The sequence below is a fragment of the Halorubrum distributum JCM 13561 genome (assembly GCF_000337395.1).
In the GTDB taxonomy this organism is placed as follows: domain Archaea; phylum Halobacteriota; class Halobacteria; order Halobacteriales; family Haloferacaceae; genus Halorubrum; species Halorubrum distributum.
This window is the reverse complement of the sequence record NZ_AOJF01000030.1, coordinates 55,567-73,811: the sequence shown is the minus strand read 5'-3', so window position 1 is coordinate 73,811 and position 18,245 is coordinate 55,567. Positions and strand designations below refer to the sequence as shown.

At 70.5% G+C, this 18,245-nt stretch carries 20 protein-coding genes; 2 read left to right on the top strand and 18 right to left on the bottom strand.

Annotation, left to right across the window (positions count from 1 at the left end; translation table 11 throughout):
• Position 1: 1 nt before the first annotated feature.
• The 9 genes from nuoK to purE all read right to left on the bottom strand — a co-directional run bounded on the left by nuoK (position 2) and on the right by purE (position 6,676).
• Positions 2–322, bottom strand: coding sequence for an NADH-quinone oxidoreductase subunit NuoK (gene nuoK, locus C470_RS05170; protein WP_004596404.1), 321 nt, complete (start codon positions 320–322; stop codon positions 2–4).
• Positions 319–678, bottom strand: a complete 360-nt coding sequence (locus tag C470_RS05165; protein ID WP_004596403.1) for a hypothetical protein — start codon at positions 676–678, stop codon at positions 319–321. Before C470_RS05165 ends, nuoK begins: the two co-directional genes overlap by 4 nt.
• Positions 675–941, bottom strand: a complete 267-nt coding sequence (locus tag C470_RS05160; protein WP_004596402.1) for an NADH-quinone oxidoreductase subunit J — start codon at positions 939–941, stop codon at positions 675–677. Before C470_RS05160 ends, C470_RS05165 begins: the two co-directional genes overlap by 4 nt.
• Positions 942–990: 49 nt before the next feature.
• Positions 991–1,452: a NuoI/complex I 23 kDa subunit family protein gene (locus tag C470_RS05155; RefSeq protein WP_004596401.1), complete on the bottom strand. Its 462-nt coding sequence runs from the start codon at positions 1,450–1,452 to the stop codon at positions 991–993.
• A 1-nt stretch (position 1,453) separates the two neighbouring features.
• Complete coding sequence (locus C470_RS05150; RefSeq protein ID WP_004596400.1) at positions 1,454–2,527, bottom strand: complex I subunit 1/NuoH family protein; 1,074 nt, start codon at positions 2,525–2,527, stop codon at positions 1,454–1,456.
• Complete coding sequence (locus C470_RS05145) at positions 2,527–4,191, bottom strand: NADH-quinone oxidoreductase subunit D (protein ID WP_008365741.1); 1,665 nt, start codon at positions 4,189–4,191, stop codon at positions 2,527–2,529. Before C470_RS05145 ends, C470_RS05150 begins: the two co-directional genes overlap by 1 nt.
• Positions 4,188–4,886: an NADH-quinone oxidoreductase subunit B gene (locus tag C470_RS05140; protein ID WP_007346121.1), complete on the bottom strand. Its 699-nt coding sequence runs from the start codon at positions 4,884–4,886 to the stop codon at positions 4,188–4,190. Before C470_RS05140 ends, C470_RS05145 begins: the two co-directional genes overlap by 4 nt.
• Positions 4,886–5,302, bottom strand: a complete 417-nt coding sequence (locus C470_RS05135) for an NADH-quinone oxidoreductase subunit A (protein ID WP_004596397.1) — start codon at positions 5,300–5,302, stop codon at positions 4,886–4,888. Before C470_RS05135 ends, C470_RS05140 begins: the two co-directional genes overlap by 1 nt.
• 765 nt (positions 5,303–6,067) lie before the next feature.
• The gene (purE, locus tag C470_RS05130) at positions 6,068–6,676 is read right to left on the bottom strand and encodes a 5-(carboxyamino)imidazole ribonucleotide mutase (RefSeq protein ID WP_008365738.1); all 609 of its coding nucleotides are present in this window, start codon (positions 6,674–6,676) and stop codon (positions 6,068–6,070) included.
• Between the two features lie 123 nt (positions 6,677–6,799).
• Here purE and C470_RS05125 point away from each other — a divergent pair, with 123 nt between their 5' ends.
• On the top strand, positions 6,800–8,023 hold the full coding sequence (locus tag C470_RS05125) for a PQQ-binding-like beta-propeller repeat protein (protein WP_008365736.1): 1,224 nt from the start codon (positions 6,800–6,802) through the stop codon (positions 8,021–8,023).
• On the opposite strand, the gene C470_RS05120 is transcribed toward C470_RS05125, so the two are convergent.
• The 5 genes from C470_RS05120 to C470_RS05100 all read right to left on the bottom strand — a co-directional run bounded on the left by C470_RS05120 (position 8,006) and on the right by C470_RS05100 (position 13,107).
• A complete protein-coding gene (locus tag C470_RS05120) occupies positions 8,006–8,524 on the bottom strand; it encodes an NUDIX hydrolase (protein WP_008365734.1) in 519 nt (172 codons plus the stop codon). The genes C470_RS05125 and C470_RS05120 overlap by 18 nt on opposite strands.
• 10 nt (positions 8,525–8,534) lie before the next feature.
• Complete coding sequence (purK, locus tag C470_RS05115; RefSeq protein ID WP_008365732.1) at positions 8,535–9,716, bottom strand: 5-(carboxyamino)imidazole ribonucleotide synthase; 1,182 nt, start codon at positions 9,714–9,716, stop codon at positions 8,535–8,537.
• Positions 9,717–9,815: 99 nt separating this feature from the next.
• Positions 9,816–10,550, bottom strand: coding sequence for a hypothetical protein (locus tag C470_RS05110; protein WP_007346126.1), 735 nt, complete (start codon positions 10,548–10,550; stop codon positions 9,816–9,818).
• An 84-nt stretch (positions 10,551–10,634) separates the two neighbouring features.
• Positions 10,635–11,840 (bottom strand): cell division protein FtsZ, encoded by a 1,206-nt coding sequence (locus tag C470_RS05105; RefSeq protein WP_008365730.1) that lies wholly within the window; start codon positions 11,838–11,840, stop codon positions 10,635–10,637.
• Between the two features lie 163 nt (positions 11,841–12,003).
• Positions 12,004–13,107 (bottom strand): AI-2E family transporter, encoded by a 1,104-nt coding sequence (locus tag C470_RS05100; protein WP_004598418.1) that lies wholly within the window; start codon positions 13,105–13,107, stop codon positions 12,004–12,006.
• A 127-nt stretch (positions 13,108–13,234) separates the two neighbouring features.
• Between C470_RS05100 and C470_RS05095 the strand changes: the two genes are divergently transcribed.
• Positions 13,235–13,732, top strand: coding sequence for a LabA-like NYN domain-containing protein (locus tag C470_RS05095; protein WP_008365727.1), 498 nt, complete (start codon positions 13,235–13,237; stop codon positions 13,730–13,732).
• Between the two features lie 25 nt (positions 13,733–13,757).
• On the opposite strand, the gene C470_RS05090 is transcribed toward C470_RS05095, so the two are convergent.
• From C470_RS05090 to C470_RS05075, 4 genes are read right to left on the bottom strand one after another with little or no spacing between them, the layout of a single operon-like run.
• Positions 13,758–15,026: a M20/M25/M40 family metallo-hydrolase gene (locus C470_RS05090; protein ID WP_008365724.1), complete on the bottom strand. Its 1,269-nt coding sequence runs from the start codon at positions 15,024–15,026 to the stop codon at positions 13,758–13,760.
• A complete protein-coding gene (gene dapF / locus C470_RS05085; RefSeq protein WP_008365723.1) occupies positions 15,023–15,982 on the bottom strand; it encodes a diaminopimelate epimerase in 960 nt (319 codons plus the stop codon). Before dapF ends, C470_RS05090 begins: the two co-directional genes overlap by 4 nt.
• A complete protein-coding gene (gene lysA, locus C470_RS05080) occupies positions 15,979–17,355 on the bottom strand; it encodes a diaminopimelate decarboxylase (RefSeq protein WP_008365721.1) in 1,377 nt (458 codons plus the stop codon). The genes dapF and lysA overlap by 4 nt, the downstream gene beginning before the upstream one ends.
• On the bottom strand, positions 17,352–18,191 hold the full coding sequence (locus tag C470_RS05075) for a 2,3,4,5-tetrahydropyridine-2,6-dicarboxylate N-succinyltransferase (RefSeq protein WP_008365719.1): 840 nt from the start codon (positions 18,189–18,191) through the stop codon (positions 17,352–17,354). Before C470_RS05075 ends, lysA begins: the two co-directional genes overlap by 4 nt.
• Positions 18,192–18,245: the final 54 nt, after the last annotated feature.

Genomic DNA, 18,245 nt, shown 5'->3' with positions numbered 1-18,245 from the left:
CTTACCACCTCATCTCCGCGGGAACAGTCACGTCTGTCGTGCCGAAGTTGCGGTATAACACGAGTATGATGCCGATGCCGATGGCGACCTCCGCGGCGGCGAGCGCGATGACGAACAGCGCGAACACCTGCCCCGTGAGGTCGCCGTAGTACAGCGCGAACGCGACGAAGTTGATGTTGGCCGCGTTCATCATGAGCTCGACGCTCATGAGGAAGTAGAGCGCGCTCCGCCGCGTCAGGACGCCGAACAGTCCGATACAGAACACGGCCGACGCCAGCAGCAGGTACCACGACGGCGGGATCGAGGCGGCGACGGCGGTCACCGGCGGTCACCCCCGTCGCGTCCGCCGTCGGTCAACGCCTGCCCGAGCGCGGAGACGACCGTGTCGTCCTCCTCGCGCTTCGCCAGGTAGACGGCGCCGTCGACCGCGACGTCGAGCGCGACCGCGGCGATCAGGAAGGCCGCGAGGAACCCCTCGGACGGCACCGCGCCGAGCTCGTACTCGGCGAGGTTGAAGAGGGCGTACCCGATGTTGTGGACGACCGACGCGTCCGCCGGGAAGCCGACCTCCCCGAAGCCGAACGTCGCCCCGTTGACCGTCGCGGCCAACACCGCGAACAGCCCGCCCACGGCGATCGCGGGTGCGATCCGGGAGCCGCGGCTCTCGTCGTTGCTCACGCGCTACTCACCTCCGTTTCTGTGTCCGATCGCGTGAGCATCACGGCGAACGTGACTAGGATGAGGACCCCGCCCACGTAGACGAGGATCTGCATGGCGGCAATGAACTCCGCCCGCAGCATCACGTAGTGCACCGCGACGCTCGTGAGGGCTCCGCCCAGAAGCAGCGCGGCGTGGAACACGTCGCGCGCCAGGACGACCCCGAGGGCGAACGCCAGCGTGACCGCGGCGAACAGCCCGAACGCGATGGTAGGATAAACCATTGTGTTTGTCTCCTATGAGAACCCCTTTGAAGATTTCGAGACGTGCCCGCTACTGGTAGTCGACCTCGCCGTCGCCCTCCCCGATCCACGCGCCGCGATCGGGGTTGCGGGACTCCAGCGGGTCGATTCCCTTGTACCACGGGACGTTCTTGAGCTGTTCTTTGTTGAACACGAAGTCGTCCTTCGTGTCGGCGGTGAACTCGAAGTTCTGCGTCAGCAGGATGGCGTCGACGGGGCAGACCTCCTCGCAGAGCCGGCAGTAGATGCACTGCCCGATGTGGAGGTTGTACTGCTCGCCGTTTCGCTGGTCGTCCTGAACGATCTGGATCGTGTCGTTCGGACAGACGTTCTCGCACTGGCGGCACCAGATACACCGCTCTTGGCTGAACTTGTGGACCCCGCGGAACCGCGGGCTCACCTCGGGCGCGTCCTCCGGGTATTCCACCGTGAACGTCGACCCGTCCAGCGCGTGTTTCATCGTCGTCGCCATGGATTTCATGAGTCCGATCATGTTACGCGATCACCCCCACGATTACGGCCGTGAGCACCAGGTTCGCGAACGACAGCACCAGCATTCCCTTCCAGCCGATCTCGATCAGCTGGTCGATACGGACGCGGGGCAGCGCCGCGCGGGCCCACTGCGTGAACAGGAAGAAGCCCCAGATCTTCACCACGAACCAGATGAAGCCGATGCTCTCCGGGCCGGGCCCGGAGGCGCCGCCGAGGAACGTCACGGCGAGGATCGCCCCGCCGAGGAAGATGTGGACGAACTCCCCGAGGTAGAAGAGGACGAAGTACGCCGAGGAGTACTCCGTCTGGTACCCGCCGACGATCTCCGTCGGCGCCTCGGGGATGTCGAACGGGTTCCGCCCGATCTCGGCCATGTTCGCCGTGAGGAACAGCACGAACGCGAACGGGTTCACGAACGCGTACCACGACGGGATCGAGACCCCGGCGACCGCCACCAGCGTCTCCGTCTGCGCGCCGACGATGCCGCTCATCTGGAGGGTGCCGGCGAAGATCACGACCGACATCGCCGTGACGATGAGCGGGATCTCGTACGCGAGGTTCTGCGCGACCGCGCGGAGCCCGCCGAGCAGCGAGTACTTGTTGTTCGACGCGTAGCCGGCCATCACCAGCGAGACGGACGCGATCGACGCGAACGCGAACACCAACGCGAACCCGACCTCGGGGTCCGCGAGCTGGAGGTTGATCGGCCCGAGCTGCCCCATCGGGATGACGGAGAAGCCGAGCAGCGCCGACGCCGGCAGGAGGATCGGCGCGATGTCCCACGATGGGCGGTCGACGCCCTCGGGGATGATGAGCTCCTTCGCGAGGAGCTGGACCGCGGCCGCCGGGATGATTAACAGTCCGTAGGGGCCGATCCGGTCGACCGCGATCCGGTCGGTGAACGCGGCCGTGATCTTCCGTTTCGCCCACGGGCCAGCGACGCCCGTGAACGCGAGGATGATGTTCCCGACGACGAACGCGGCGACGAGCGATGCCGCGACCTCGCCGATGACGCTGTCGAGCCCGAGGGTATCGACGATGAACTCGGGGAACAGCTGCGCGGGCGCCGTGCCCATCAGCGGTCCACCTCCCCGAGAACGACGTCGAGGCTACCGAGCGCGGCGATGACGTCGGGAATGTACTCCCCGTTCGCCATCTCCGGCAGCGTCTGGAGGTTCGAGAAGCACGGCGATCGGATCTTGAACCGGGCCGGCTTGTCCGTCCCGTCCGCGCGGATGTAGATGCCGAGTTCGCCCTTGGCGCCCTCGACGGCGCGGTAGATCTCCGTGTCGTCGTCCGGGCGGAGCGTGCGCGGCACGTTCGCCTGGATGTTCCGCTCGTCTTCGGGCCAGTCTTCGAGCAGGTCGACGCACTGCTCGATGATCTTCGCGGACTCCTCGACCTCGCGCATCCGGACGAGAAGGCGGCTGAAGTTGTCGCAGCCGTCCTCGGTGACGACGTCCCAATCGAGCTCGTCGTAGTAGCCGTACGGGTCGTCGCGGCGCAGGTCGTAGTCGACCCCGGAGCCGCGGGCGACGGGCCCCGTCGCGCCGTAGTTCTTCGCGACCTCCGGCGGGAGGATGCCGGTGTCGATCGTCCGCATCTGGAATATCTCGTTCGAGGTGATCAGGTTGTGGTACTCCTCGATCGACTCCGGGAGCTGGTCGAGGAAGTCGCGGGTGTCCGAGAAGAACTCCTCGCGGGGCTCGGGCAGGTCCCAAACGACCCCGCCGAGCCGGAAGTAGTTGAACATCAGCCGCTGGCCCGTCAGATCCTCGAGGAGGTTCTGGACGCGCTCGCGGTCGTTGATGGCGTACATGAACGTCGCCGTGAAGTCGCCGTTGATGTCGAGCGCGAACGTGGCGAGCGCGAGCATGTGCGCGGCGATCCGGCACATCTCCGCGCCCATCGTCCGGATGACCTGCGCGTATTCGGGCACCTCGATGTCCGCGAGGTCCTCCGCCGCGCGGGCGTACGCCCATTCGTTGAGCAGCCCCGCCGAGATGTAGTCCCAGCGGTCCGGGTACGGCATGATCTGGTGGCGGTACGTGCCGGACTGTGCCATCTGCTCCTCGCTGCGGTGGAGGTAGCCGATGTCGGGCTCGACGTCGGCGACCTGTTCGCCGTCGAGGACCGTCTTCAGGTGGAGGACGCCGTGGGTCGCCGGGTGGTGCGGCCCGATGTTGAGGAACATCGTGTCGGACTCGGCGTCCTTGTGGTGGTCCTCGAGCGGGTTCGCGTGCTCCGGCAGCGTGGCGATCTGCGGCCGGTCCTTGTCGTAGTCCATCGACAGGGGGTGGCCCTGCCAGGTCTCCGGCAGCAGGATCCGGCGCAGGTCGGGGTGGTCGTCGTACTCGATCCCGATCAGGTCGTACGCCTCCCGCTCGTGCCAGTCGGCCGTGCGGAAGACGGGCTCGGCGGACTCGGAGACGGGGTCGTCCTTGTCCGCGGGGACGACGATACTGACCTCCTGGGTCGGATCGTCGTACTTCTTCAGGTGGTAGATCGACTCGTAGCGGTTCTCGTACTCCTGTGCGGAGACGACCGAGAGGTGGTCGTACCCCGCCTGCTCTTTCAGGGTCCGAAGCGTCTCCTGAACGGTGTCCGGGCGGATGACGAAGCCGGGCGCGTTCAGGTGGTCGTCGCGGTCGACGACGAGGTCGCCGAGCAGCGCCTCCAGCTCGTCGGGCGTGCGCTCGACGGCGTCGTCGTCGACGGTGTCCGGTCGTTCGAGGCTCATGGCGAATCAGCGAAGTTGTACCGCATGACGAGCTCGTCGTCGTCGATCTGGTCGGTCAGCTTCTCGACGAGTTCGTCGCGTTCGAGGTCCGAGAACTCCTCCAGCTCGTACGGCTTGACGGTGACGGGCGCGGCCTCGCCGTTGGCGACGCGCTCCTGGAGCTTCACGACGCCGTACACGAGCGCCTCGGGGCGGGGCGGGCAGCCGGGGACGTGGATGTCGATCGGGATGACCTCCTCGGCGCCCTTGATCACGTTGTATCCCTCCTGGAACGGGCCGCCGGAGATGGTACACGAGCCCATGCCGACGACGAACTTCGGCTCGGGCATCTGGTCGTAGACGCGCTTCATCCGCGGGGCGAACTTCGAGACGATCGTCCCGGGGACGATCATCACGTCGGCCTGCCGCGGCGAGGCGCGGGGGACGCCCGACCCGAAGCGGTCGAGGTCGTGTTTCACCGCGTAGGTGTGCATCATCTCGATGCTGCAGCAGGCGATGCCGAACTGCAGCATGAACATCGAGGAGCCCCGACACCAGTTCAGGAACTTGTCGAACTTGGTGAGGATGAACGGCGAGGAGCCGAACGCCTCACGCAGGCGGGAGTTGAACCGGTCCCCCTGCCCGGTCATCCGGGCGTCTCGAGTCTCGGTTACGACTTGCGAATCGTCGGTGATAAACGGTTGATCGCTGCTCATTAGTTGATGTCCTCCGTCGTCTTTCTGCTGGTCGCGCGGGGGCTGCGAGCCCAGCTGATCGCCCCCGACCGCCACGCCCAGACGAGTCCGACCGCGAGGATTCCGACGAACGCCAACATCGGCCACAGCAGGTCGGCCATCGGCACGCCGGCCTGAACGGCCGGGCGATAGATGACCGCCCACGGGAACAGCAACACGGTCTCGATGTCGAACACGACGAACAACAACGCGACCATGTAGTACTGGATGTTGAACCGGATCCGCGTCCCGCCCGTCGGGGTCTCGCCGGACTCGTAGGTGGTACTTTTACCGGTCTCAGGCACGCTCGGACGGAGCAACGCCGACACTGTCATCATCGCTATCGGGATGAGCAGGCCGACGACCGCCAAGGCGCCAATCGCTATCCAATCGCTCATATAGGTCTCCGTAACGTGCTGGCGTTTGGACCGCCCCCTCATAAGCGTTGAGTCTTGTGCGTCCGCGTGCGTGCGGGCCGGTATTGCCCGTTCGCGGTCGAAGCGCCGGCGAAGTGAGTGAGAACACTCGATCCGGATCGGAGGGCGAGTCGACGGAAGCGCACCGATTTTGGGGCGCGCGGAACGATGTTCATTTATAAATGAGCGCCGGTGCGGTCGGCGCGTGCCGACGAGCGCCCGCAGGGCGCGATGTCGCACGCGCGAGGGAGTCGGGCGCTCCGAGGGCGACCGGAGGGAGCCCGCAGGACGCGCCCGACGAGGCTGGGGAGGCGTGAGGCTGCGGTCCCGCGAGCGACCGGAGGGAGCGAGCGGGAGCACGGAAGTCGCAGCCCGCGCAGCGAGCGGAGCGAGCGAGCAGGACCGTCTTCCGGTGGTGCTGTGCGGTGCGGGGCGGGACTCAACGGGGCAGTCGCGAGGCGGACGCAGGCGAAGTAAGCACTGGAAGGAGCGAGCAACGCGAGCGACTGAAGAGCGCAGCGAGCGTGCGTCCGCCTCGCGACTGGGGCTTTAGCGGTGTTCGCCGTTGACCTCCGGTTTACCATTTATAAATAAACGCCAGAGGCCTTGGAGAGGTTCTTGACCGATCTGCCGTCACCGGCGTAGCGCTGAGCGACTGAGGGTTTATACGAGTCTGCCGAATCCCCGCGGCACTATTTATAAACAAACGGGCGGGTATTCGGGCGCGGCCACCACGCCGGTCACTCCTCACCGATCTCGGAACCCGTCGATCCCAAGGTCGTGGAGGGCGGCGGAGACGTCCGCGACGCCCGCCTTCTGCTCGTCGTGGAGGTCGACCAGGCGCTCCTCGATCTCGTCGTGTTCGCGTGCGAGCACCTGCGCCGCCGACAGCGCCGCGTTGTACGACTTCCCCGCGTCGACGGCGACGATCGGCGCCCCGGTCGGCATCCCGATGACGGAGTCGACCGACTTCTCCTGAACCGGCACGCCGATCACGGGCACCGGGTAGGCGATCGAGGCGGTCATGTTCGGGAGGTCCGCGGACTTTCCGCCCGCGCCGGCGATGATGACGTCGAGCCCGCGCTCCGTCGCCGTCTCCCCGTACGCGTACATGAGCTCGGGGGTGCGGTGCGCGGAGACGACGTAGCTCTCGTAGGTGAACCGCGCGTCCGGCGCGTCGTGAAAGTCAGTCTGCTCCGCGAAGCCGAGGTCGTCGAGCGCCTCGTAGGCGTCCGCCATGACGGGGAGGTCCGAGTCCGACCCCATGATGATCCCCACGTCGGGGGTTGTCGCCGGGTCCGCGTCGGTCGCCGCCTCCGATTCCAGCCGGTCGATCAGGTCGTCCACCGCGGTCATAGGTGTGGGTGACGCGAGGCGGGTTGTAAATCGTGCCGGTACGGCGACCGATCGGCACGCCGACGGTAGACGCCCCGACGACCGCAAGGCCGAAAGGTTCGGCCGCGGAACCGTGGAACGAACATGCCCTCCAGACGCGCGTTTCTCTCCGGCCTCGGAGCGGCCGGACTGACGGCTACCGCCGGCTGTCTCGCCGGATTCGACGCCGATCCCGGCAGCGACGAGACGTACGGCTGGCCGAGCGGTGGCGGCAACGACTGGAACTCGCGAGCGGTTCCGAACGGGACTGCGCCGCGCGACGACCCGACCGTCGATCGCACGCACGAGTTCGACGGGATCCCCGCCGGCGATCCGGTGGTGACGGCCGGGACGGTTCTCCTGAACACCGGCGTGGACGTGATCGCGTTCGATCGAGAGGACCTGAGCCGGCGCTGGTCCGTCGCTCCCGACGACAACGACGCGTTTAGCTACACCGGGGCGCCGGCCGTCGCGGACGGCGTGGCGTACGTCCCGGAGAGGGACACGCTGGTCGCGCGCGACCTCGACACCGGCGAGCGGCTGTGGAGCCGGGGGTTCGAGTACGTCTTCAGGGAGACGACCCCCCTCGTGATCGACCGCGGGGACGACCACCGAGTGGTGATCGGCGCCGGCGAGTACCTCCGGGCGTTCGACGGCGCGACGGGGGAACTGCGGTGGGAGCGCCGGTTGGACGGCATCGTCCGGGGACCCGCCGCCCGCGCACTGGCGTCGGTGTACGGCACCGTCTACGCCGCGACCACCGGCGGAGAGCTGTACGCGGTCGACCACGACGGCCGCGTACGCTGGAACCGGACCGTCAACGCCGGGATCCGTACCGCGCCGACCGTCGTCGGGTCACGCGGGCCGAACGGCAATTCGATACGGGGGTCGGGGGACGTGGTGGTCGGCGATGGGGACGGGTCGGTCCGCTGTTTCGACCCGACCGGGGGTCACCGGTGGCGCACCGGTCTTCGCGGGTTCGTCGAGGGGGGAATAGCGGCCGGTCACGGCGGAGTGTTCGCGGTCTCCGGCGGAGGGCTGTACGCGCTGAATGCCGAGAGCGGAAATCACGCGTGGCGGACCGGAATCGGAAACGCCACTCGACCGACGCCGCCGGCGCTCGTGGGCGACACGATATACGTCGGCGGGGAACGACTCCACGGGGTCGACGTCGGTGGTGGCGTCGGGGTCCGATCCGTCCGCGTCGGCGAGACACGGTTCGAGCACGGGGTCGACGGCGGTGCCAGCTACGTCACCGCCGCCGACGGGACGCTGTTCGCGACGGTGGCGGGGGAAAGCGGAAGCGGGCGGTTAGTGGTCCTCTCCTGAGAGGTACGCGCGGAGGAGGTCGCCGTCGTGTAGGTTCTCCGGAACCGCCTCGAACCACCGCGCGGCGCGGATCTCGTCCGGATCGACTCCGAGACCGGCGGCGTCGGGAATACGCCCCGCGGCGCGGGCCGCGTAGACGACGTACTCGGCCTCGAACGCGACCGCGTCGCGCTCGGCGTCGACGTACGACTGCTCGAAGACGACGACCGGGTCGGCGACCCGCGCGGTCAGTCCGGTCTCCTCGCGCACCTCTCGCGCCGCCGCGGTCGCCGGCGACTCGCTCGGTTCGACCGCTCCGCCCGGGAGGACCCAGCCGTCCGACCACGAGGTCTTCACGAACGCGGTCCGACCGTCGGGGTCGCGGACGCGGGCGGCGGCGGTCAAGCCGGTTCCCGCCTCCGCCCACTCCCGAAGGGCCTCGATCCGCTCTTCCGGGAGCCGGATCGACTGCGACTCGCGAAGGGCGCCCGGCGCGACGCCGCGGGGAGCGTTGTCAGACATCGGCCCGCGGCTACGCGTCCCGAAACGTCAGCCCGTCGCGGAGGTCTCGAGCCCGCGAGAGCAGCGCGTCGCGGTCGACTTCGTCGGCCGCGGCCCGCGCCGCGTCCCGCTCCGTCACCGTCAGGTGCCCCATCTTCCGGAGCGGGTACACGTCGTCTTTGCCGTACCAGTGGAGGTCGGCGTCGGGCGCGTCGAGGACCGACTCGACGTTCCGGAGCGTGGCGGCCGCTCGCTCGTCCACGTCACCGAGAATATTCGCGGTGACCGCGGGCGCGACGAGGTCGGTCGGACCGAGCGGCCAGCCGAGGACGGCGCGGACGTGGTTCTCGAACTGCGAGGTGCGCGCCCCCTCGATCGTCCAGTGGCCCGAATTGTGCGGGCGCGGCGCGATCTCGTTGACCAGCACCTCGCCCTCCTTCGTCTCGAACAGCTCGATCCCGTAGACGCCGCGGCCGTCGAGGACGTCGAGCACGTCGCGCGCGACCGACTCGGCCTCGGCGACGACCGCGTCGCCGGCGCGGGCGGGACTGACGCTCTCGCGGAGGATCTCCTCCCGGTGGACCGTCTCCGTGACGGGGTAGGTCCGCGTCTCGCCGTCAGCGCCCTTCAGACCCATCACGGCGATCTCGCGCTCGAAGTCGAGGAACTCCTCGGCCATCGCGGCGCCGCCGACCGCGTCGAGCGCGTCTGCGGCCTCGGCGGGCGCCTCGACCGGGACGTTTCCGCGGCCGTCGTAGCCGCCCTCGCGGGCCTTCAGCATGACGCCGCCGAACTCCTCGACGACGCGTTCGAGCCCCTCGGCGGTCGCGACCGCGACGAACTCGGGGACGGGGATCCCGGCGTCCGCGAGCGCCTCCTTCTGGACCAGCTTGTCCTGGATCGTCTCCAGCGTGCCCGGGTCGGGGTGGACCGGCACGCCGTGCTCCTCGCTCGCGGCCGCGAGGACCTCGGGGTCCGCGAGCTCGATCTCGAAGGTCAGGGCGTCGACGCGGGCCGCGAGCTCGTCTATCGCGTCCGCGTCGTCGAAGCCGCCGACGATCTGGTCGCTCGCGACGGGCGCCGCCGGGCAGTCGGGCGTCGGGTCCAACACGACGAGGTCGACGCCGAGCGGCGCGGCGGCCTCCGCCAGCATTCGGCCCAGCTGTCCGCCGCCGACGACGCCGAGCGTCGGCCCCGGAAGAGTGATCGACATGTGCGAGTCGGTACTGGACAAGAGTGAATAAGTATTGCCAAACAAGCCGACGAATACGCACAGATACGGATCGATATGCCAGGCGAGCGCGTCGCCGAGTCAGACCGAGATCCGTTCGAGGTCGCTCTCCAGCTCCTCGACGAACTCGTTGTACGCCGCGACGAACCCGCGGAACCGGTCGGCGTACTCGCGGACGTCGGCCGCGGAGGGCGCGCCGTACTGCGAGAGGAGGTAGAGCCCGCCCGACCCGCCGACCCGGAGGTACGAGACCGCCCCCTCGTCGTACTTCAGCTCCCAGCGGTCGCCCTCGACGCGCGCGGTGAACGTCCCGTAGTCGTCGCTCTCGTACCGGTGGATCTCGCCGGCGATGACCGCGCAGGTGTCGCGGATCTGATCGAGGACGCGGTCGCGCTCGGCCACCACGCCCTCGGTGGTCGCCGGCTCGGGGAACTCGGCGCTCACGCCGTCGAGGACGCCGGACAGCGAGTCGACGTGGTCGTTCCACGCCGCCACGAACGCGGCGTAGTCGTCGAGCGCGGTCGCGAGCGCAGCCGGCTCCGGCGGCTGCTTCGTCGAGATGACGTACGTGTCCGAGCCCGAGTTCGGCGAGAACAGCAGGAACTCCAGCTCGCCCGCCTCGTGTTTCACCGTCCACTCGCCGCCCGGCGTCGACAGCGTCTCGCGGCCGTAGTCGCCGCCCTGGAGCCGCGCGAGCTGGTAGGCGATCTGCCCCGCGTGGTCGCGCACCGCGGCGACGAGCTCGTCGCGGCGCTCCGCGACGGCCGCGGCGTCGCGCACGTCGAGGTCGATCCCGAGGTCTGCCTGCGTCGTCACGGTCTCAGTGAGCGCGCCATCCGGTTAACCGGTTCGGGTCGGCCGGCGGCGCTCGATCCCCGGTTCGCAGCGGGGACGCGCAAGTCACTCGATCGTCTCGCGGATCTCGCGGATCCGGTCCGGCTCGTCGACCCCCGAGCGGACCACGACCGCTGAGACCGCGTCGCCGTCGGGGACCGGCGCGTCCCCGCTCAGGATGGCGTCCGAGCCGGTCTCCTCGGCGAGCCAGCGCCGCCCGTCGGCGATCGCCTCCCGGTTGAGCCACGCGGGCGGGCCGCCGACCACGAGCAGGGTGCGGTCGGCGCGCCCCTCGGGGACCTCGACGGTGTTCTTGCCGCGGGTCGCCTTCCGGATGACCGTCTCGATCGCCGACACGGCCGCGCTCGTGTCGACTTCGGCCGGCTCCGAGGAGCCGAAGAGCCCGAGCCCGAACCGCGATTTCTGTTCCGGGGACTCGACCGTCTGCGTCGCGTGGCCGATCGCCACGATCTCGCCGTCGTCCCCCGCCGCACGGGCGACGTCGCTCGCGTCGAGCACCTGTTGGGGGGTCGCCGTCCCCTCGGGCGTCTCGCCGGCGCCGAACAGCGCCGCGATCCGCTCGGCGGCGACCTCGTTGAGCCGATCGCGGGCCCCGGCGAGCGTCTCGCTCGGGCGGAGCCACGCCGCGTTGTCGAACGGGAAGACCGCCGCGCACTCGTCCGAGAGCGCGTCGAGGGTCCGCGCCGCGTTCCGCTCGGCCAGCGGGCGGTGGGTCGTCGGCGGCGCCGGCTCGTCTCCGGAGGACGGCGCGCCGCCGGCTCCCGCGCCCGACGCCGCGCCGCCCGCCCCTCCGGAGGACGCGCTCCGCGGCCCGTCGTCGTCCGGCTCCTCCGTCTCGTCGCGGGTGGGGAGGAACCCGAAGGCGTAGACCGGGGCGTCGTAGAGCCGCGAGAGCTCCGCGGCGAGCGCCGGTGCCGCGCCCGCGCCGGCCGCGCCGCCGAGGCCGACGACGATCAGGAACGCCTCCGCGAGGGACGGCTGTTGATCGTCCATGGCCCGGCCGAGCTCGCTCGCGTGCGCGTCGCCGAGGCGGCGCCCGGCGTGGAGGTCCCCCTCGAGCCCGTCCCCGCCCGCGGCGTCGCCGAACCGGTACCGGCGCTCCTCGCCGAGCGCGTCGAGCGTCCCGAGCGCGTCCATGTCGGTGTCGAAGGCGTGGACGCCCGCGAGGAACGGGTCGTCGCCGTGGTCGGCGGCGAGGCGGTCGGCGATCCGCCCCCCGGCTCCGCCGAGGCCGATGACGTGTAGTCGCATACGTGGGGCGGTCGTCGACCGGGGATATATGACTTCGGCTCGGCGCGAATTGCGGCCGAGCGGTCGGGCGCCATGTCCGGTCGGGTTCCCCCGTCGTGGTCGGGCGCTCCCGCTGCGATCAAACGCCGCCGCCAGGACCGGACCGCCGGGCGCCCGCGACGGCTCAGAACTCCTCGAGCCGGCGCTGATCCGCGGGGATCTCCGGCCCCGGCTCCGGCTCGACGCCGAGCAGGCGCAACAGCGCGGTGTCCGCGAACGTCAGCGCCACCACGAGGATGATCGGCGCGAGGAACAGCCCGTGGAAACCGAACACGACCGGACCGAAGATGTACGCCAGCATGAGCAGGCCGACGTGGGTGGTCTCGCCGCTGAAGTACGGCCGGAGGACGATGTCGGGGATGGTGTCGACGACTACGACCACGACGGCGAGGAACCCGGCGACGTAGGCGAGCAGCGCGAGGTCGCCGTCGAGCGCGATCGGTATCGACATCGCGGCCGCGATCGGGATGTAGACGATCTTCATCCCGATCACGGGGATCAGGCTGGCGACCCCGGTGAGCGCGCCCGCGAGCGTCGGGTACGGGATCTCGACCGCGGCGGGGGCGACCGCGTTGTACGCCAGGTACGTGACGACCGCGATGATCGAGATGGCGATGACGTTGAGCAGGTTCCCGTACAGCACGGCCTCCAGCTCGTCGTCGGCGGTCTCGAGGTACTCGCGGACGATCGCGTCGTCGTCGAAGCGGAGCAGCCAGTCGTGGAGCTTGGAGCCGTCGATGAGCAGGTAGTACGTGACGATCACGGTGATGAGCAGGTTCAGGGCGAGCCCCGACAGCGTGCTCGCCAGCAGCGACGCCTGCTCGGAGACGAGGTCGATGAGCGGGTCGAACTGGCCGGAGCGGTACGCCGCGAGCAGCTCGTCCATCGTCGGGTTGGACAGCTCCGCGAGGTCGCCGATCACCGAGTTCTCCGTGCCGATGGTGTCGGCCACCGGGTACGTCTCGATGAACCGGCGCGCCTCTAAGATCAGCAACACCAGCGTGTAGCTCACCAGGCCGATGAGCGGGACGCCGATGACCGACAGCGACACCACCGCGCGCACCCGGGAAGGGAGCCGGAAGCGCTCGAGCCGATGGTAGAAGCGCCGCGTCGAGTAGTAGAGGAAGACCGCGACGGTGAGCGGGGCGACGAACCGATAGGCCACGTAGCCGGCGACGAGCGCGACCGCGAGGCCGAAGAGGGCGACGACGAACCGCTTTTCGTCCATGGGCCACGGTGGCCAGCGCTTGACATAAACCATGGTGGTCGTTGCGGCTACCGCGGCCGCGACGGGCCCCGTAATCGCGGTCGCGCGGATCCCAAAGCCCCTAACGGCGGGCTGTGAAGGGGGAGGCATGAGCGATATTCACCCGGACCAGCGCGTCGCCGTGCTGGCGGACTCACAGAACCTGTATCACTCCGCACAGAGCGTCTACTCGCGGAACATCGACTACTCCGGCCTGCTCGACGAGGCCGTCGCGGACCGGTCGCTCGTCCGCGCCATCGCGTACGTGATCCGCGCCGACTCGCCCGAGGAGGAGAGCTTCTTCGAGGCGCTCCGCGACATCGGCTTCGAGACGAAGATCAAGGAGATCAAGACGTTCGCCGACGGCTCGAAGAAGGCCGACTGGGATCTCGGGATGAGCCTCGACGCCGTCTCCTTAGCGAGCCACGTCGACACCGTGGTCCTCTGCACCGGCGACGGCGACTTCGCCCGGCTCTGCTCGCACCTCCGCCACGAGGGCGTCCGCGTCGAGGCGATGGGGTTCGGCAACTCCGCCGCCGACGAGCTGATCGAGGCCGCCGACGACTTCGTCGACCTCGCGGAGAAGGAGGACACCTTCCTGCTGTAGTCGGTCGCGCGTCTGCGGCGTTCCGCTACACGTCGCCGAGCAGCGAGGCGACGGTTCGCTCGACCGCCGCCGCGGCCGCCCGGACCTCGCGAACCCGAACGTACTCCCGCTCGGCGTGGGCGACGGCGCCGGCCTCGTCGGCGAGGTCGCCGGGGCCGAACACGACCGTCGGCGCCGGCGCGAAGTAGGAGGCCTCCGTCGCGGCGCCGAACGGCCGGGCGTCGCCGCCGCGCTCGCTCGGGAGACCGACCGCGTCGCCCGCCTCGCGCGCCGCTCCCGCGACCGCTCGAACGAGTTCGTGGTCGGGATCCGTTGCGAACGCCTCCAGGAACGGCGACTCGCGGTCGGTCAGCGCCACCGCGGCGTCGACGTCGCGGTCGGTCGCGCGAGCGCCGGCGTCGCCACCCTCCGCGCCGGACGCCAGCGACTCCCGCACTGCGGCCGCGAGCGACGACCGGAACCCCTCGGCCGTCTCCGGGGGGACGCTCCGCCGGTCGACGGTGATCGCGCAGTCCGCCGGGACCTGGTTCGTCGCCGCGCCGCCCTCGATGACCGTCGGAGTGAGCTTTGGCGGGCCGAGCTGCGGGTGCGCGTCGACCCCGTCGTCGAACGTCCGGATCGCCGCGAGCGCGTCCTCCGCGGCCGCGACCGCGTTCGCCCCGGCGAACTCCGCGGCGTGCGCCGCCGTCCCGGACAGTTCGACGGTCGCCTGAAACCGACCCTTCGCAGCGGTGCACGCGTCGAGGCCGGTCGGCTCCCCGACGAGGTACAGGTCGCCGTCGAGCCGGTCGTCCGTCCCCGGGAGCCGCCCCGTCAGGGCTGCTGCCCCGAGCGAGAGCGCTTCCTCGTCGGGCGTGAGCGCGAGCGTGAGCCGCCCGCGGTCGGGGTCGGCGGCGAGGAAGGCGTGTAAAAGCGCCGCGAGCGGCCCCTTCGCGTCGCAGGCGCCGCGTCCGCGGATCACCGCTTCGTCGGCCGCCGCGTCCGACTCGGAACCGCCGCGCTCGTCCGCTGCCGCCTCGCCCCGCTCAAACGGGACGTGTGGCGTCACCGTGTCGAGGTGGGTGTTCAACACGAGGTGCGGACCGGCGTCGGGCGCCGGCGAGCGCTTCTCCGCGACGACGCAGCCGTCGGCGACGACCGCGGGGTCGGCCCCCCGGTCGCCCAGCAGGTCGACGACGAACTCGCGCATCTCGTCGGGCGACTCGTGGGAGGGAATCCGGACCGCGTCCTCGAGGAACGAGACCGGGTCGAACTCGGCGCTGCGGTCCGGGTCGGCGTCGCTCCCGGGGCTCATCGCGGGTCGGCGGGGAGCGTCCCCGAGAACTCGTGAGCGACGGGGCCGGTGAGGGTGGCGTGGCCGGCGTCGGGGACCTCGATCTCCAGTTCGCCGCCCGGCGGGCGGCTCACTGCGGCGTCGCCGTCGATCAGGTCGAGTCGGCGGGCGGCCGCGACGACCGCGACCGCGCCGGTGCCGCAGGAGCGCGTCTCGCCCTCGACGCCGCGCTCGAAGGTGCGCTGGTCGAGGACCGCGGGACCGTCGCCGGCGCCGTCGTCGACGACCGCGGCGAGGTTCACGTTCGCGCCCTCGGGGAAGACGTCGGCGTAGCGAACCGGCGGCGCGACCGCGTCGAGGTCGACCGCGTCGATGCCGTCGGGGTCGTCGCGCCCGCCGTCGACGAACGCGACCGCGTGCGGGACGCCGGTGTTGACCGCGGTGACGGTCAGTCCCTCGACCGGTTCGTCGATCAGCGGCTCGTCAGCGAGCGCGCCGTCGCGGGCGACCGGAATGCGGCGGGGGTCGAACGTCGGCTCGCCCATCTCGATGGTGGCCGCGGTCGCGTCCGCGGTCACGGTGGCGCGCCGGGTGCCGGCCTGCGTGTCGATCATGAACTCGTGATCGCCCGTCCGGTCGTGGGCCCACCGCGCGACGACGCGGGCGCCGTTACCGCACATCGTCGCCGTCGAGCCGTCCGGCTGGACCAGCGTCATCACGACGCGCGTCGGGTCGAACCGCTCCTCGACGCTGAGGAAGAGGACGCCGTCGGCGCCGCGCCGCCCGCCGGCGCCGCGCCGGTCCGCAGGCGCGCCGCGCTCGGCGCCGAAGTCGCGACCGTCGACGCCCGTCTCGCGGTCGCAGTGGGCGCGCGCGAACGCCGCGCGGTCGCCGACGTTCTCGGCGGCCGCGTCGACGACGAGGAAGTCGTTGCCCGTGCCGTGGTACTTCTCGACCGGGACGGCGTGGGTGCTCATCGGTCGCCCTCCGGTCGGTCGGTTCGGTCGCGGTCGGCCTCGCGCTCGACCGTCGTCAGGTCGCCGAGCGTCTCTCTGCGCCGGGCGACCGCCGCGCGTCCGTCGTCGAGCGCGACCTCCGCGGGCCGCGGTCGTGAGTTGTATTGGCTCGCCATCTCGTATCCGTACGCGCCCGCGACGCCGACCGCGAGGAGGTCCCCGCGGCTCGGGTCGGCGAGCGCTCGGTTCCTACCCAGCGTATCACCGGTCTCACAGATAGGTCCGGCGACCGTGACAGGGGTTGCCTCCCGCTCGGCGACCGGTGGTTCTCCCGACGCCCCGCCGAGGTTGCGGATCGGGTGGTACGCGTCGTACATCGCCGGGCGGAGGAGGTCCGTCATCCCCGCGTCGACGCCGACGACCGTCTCGTCCGGCGTCGGCTTCACGGTGTTCACGCGCGTGAGGAGGACGCCCGCGTCGGCGACGACGTAGCGCCCCGGCTCTATCGCGAGGTCGACGCCCGCGGGGAGCGGCGCGACCGCCTCGCGGGTGGCCTCCGCGACGGCCGGCAGGTCGAGGGCCGGGGCGTCCTCCTCGTAGGGGACGCCGAACCCGCCGCCGACGTCGACGTATTCGAGGTCGATCGGGTCCGCGTCGCGGGGGTCGTCGCCGTCCCGGTCGCTCGGTTCGGAGAGGTCGCGCGCCAGCTCGCCCATCCGCGCGACCAGCTCGCGGTGGCTGTCCAGCTGGTCGGGGTCGATACCGGACCCGGCGTGGGCGTGGAGTCCGACCACGTCGAAGCGCCCGGCCGCGTCCCGGGTCGCCTTTGCGGCCCGGTCGTAGGGGATCCCGAACTTCGCGGCGCCGCCGGTGGTGACCTTCTCGTGGTGCCCCGCGCCGACGCCGGGGTTCACGCGGACGCAGACCCGGCCGTCGTAGCCGCGCTCCGCGAGGCGGTCGAGCGTGTCGACCGCGCCGACGGTGACCGTGAGCTCCGGCTCCGCCTCGGCGACGCCGGCGACGTAGTCGAGGTCGCGGGCGGGCGGGTTGACCGCGGTGTAGTGGAGCCGCGAGCCGTCGAAGCCGGCCGCGAGCGCGCGGTCGACCTCGCCCGCCGAGGCGCACTCGGCGTCGAGCCCGGCGTCGCGCACCGCTTCGAGGACGGCTCGCCCGGTGTGCGCCTTGACGGCGTACCGCACGTCGGCGTCGGGGAACGCCGCGAGCAGGCGCTCGCAGTTCTCGCGGACGCGGTCGAGGTCCTGGACGTAGAGGGGCGTCTCGTGCTCGCCCGCGAGCCCGCGGAGACGCTCGGCGTCCCAGTCGCTCACGCGGCGGACCGGCGGGTTGCCGTCGCCGACGGCGTCGGCCGTCGCGTCCGCGTCTGCGTCGCTCATTCCCGGAGCGCGTCCTCCCGCCGCGTCGCCTCCAGCGTCTCCTCCTCGACGTGCGTCGCCACGACGGCGGGCTTGTACGCGCCGCCCTCGAACAGTTCGTGGTCGCCGACGGACGACTCCACCATCCGGGTGAACGCGCGGCGGTCGGCCGGGAGGTGGCCGTAGATGACTTCCTCCTCGACGAGATCGTAGACCGGAATCCGCGGCGTCAGGAGGGTGTTCTCGCCGACGATCGAGTTCTCGCCGACGCGGAACCCCGAGGTGACCCGGCAGCCCGCGCCCAGCGAGACGCCGTCCTCGACGATGACGGGCGCGTCCTCCACGGGTTCGAGGACGCCCCCGATCAGCGTGTTGGCGCCGAGCTTGACGTTCTCGCCGAGCTGGGCGCAGGAGCCGACGGTGTCACAGGAGTCGACGAGCGTGCCGTCGCCGACGTACGCGCCCATGTTGACGAACGAGGGGCTCATCATGATGCAGTCGCTCCCGAGGTAGGCGCCGCGGCGGATCGCGGTGCCGTCGGGCGTGTTGCGGGTGCCGCGCTCGCCGAGATCCTCCGTGTCGCGCAGCGGGAGCACGTCGTAGTAGGTGACGCCCCCGTACTCGCGCGCCTCGGTCTCGCGCAGCCCGAAGTTGAGCAGGATGCCCCGCTTGACCCACTCGTTGGCCTCCCACGAGGTCACGTCGTCGCCGGTCTTCTCGGCGGCGCGGACCTCGCCGGCCTCCAGGGCGGCGAGGAACTCGTCGATCACGGCCGCGTCCGCGTCCGTCGCGTCCGCGGCGGTCAGTCCGTCCTGATAGCGGTTCCAGAGGTCGGCTACGTCGGCTTCGAGGCTCATTGGGTAGTGTATGGATGAGTGTCGGTATTTATATGTCGATGTGCGTATGTCCCG